1 rRNA gene is annotated in these 412 nt (G+C 59.2%); it reads left to right on the forward strand.

From position 1 onward, the window contains the following. Positions 1 to 110, forward strand: a 16S ribosomal RNA gene (locus R6V09_RS54315); the annotation flags it as partial. Positions 111 to 412 lie beyond the last annotated feature (302 nt).

Consider the following 412-nt stretch of genomic DNA (forward strand, 5'->3'; position numbering starts at 1 on the left):
GGTGGCCCAACCCCCTTGTGGGGAGGGAGCTGTCGAAGGTGGGACTGGCGATTGGGACGAAGTCGTAACAAGGTAGCCGTACCGGAAGGTGCGGCTGGATCACCTCCTTTCTAAGGAGCATCTAGGCCGCCGAACATTGTTCGGTGGTCCAGGGCCATTACGTCGGCAGATGTCCGACGGTGGTTGCTCAAGGGTGGAACGTTGATTATTCGGCACTGTCCGTCATCTCGGGCTGCAAGTACTGCTCTTTTGGAGCGTGGAAAGCTGACCACGAGTGACGGTAGTGCCGGGCACGCTGTTGGGTGTCTGAGGGTACGGCTGTAACAGGCTGCCTTCAGTGCCGGCCCCGGTAAAGCATCGCGTGAGTGGTGTGTGACGGGTGGTTGGTCGTTGTTTGAGAACTGCACAGTGG

The sequence above is a fragment of the Streptomyces sp. W16 genome (assembly GCF_033194735.1).
Lineage (GTDB): Bacteria > Actinomycetota > Actinomycetes > Streptomycetales > Streptomycetaceae > Streptomyces.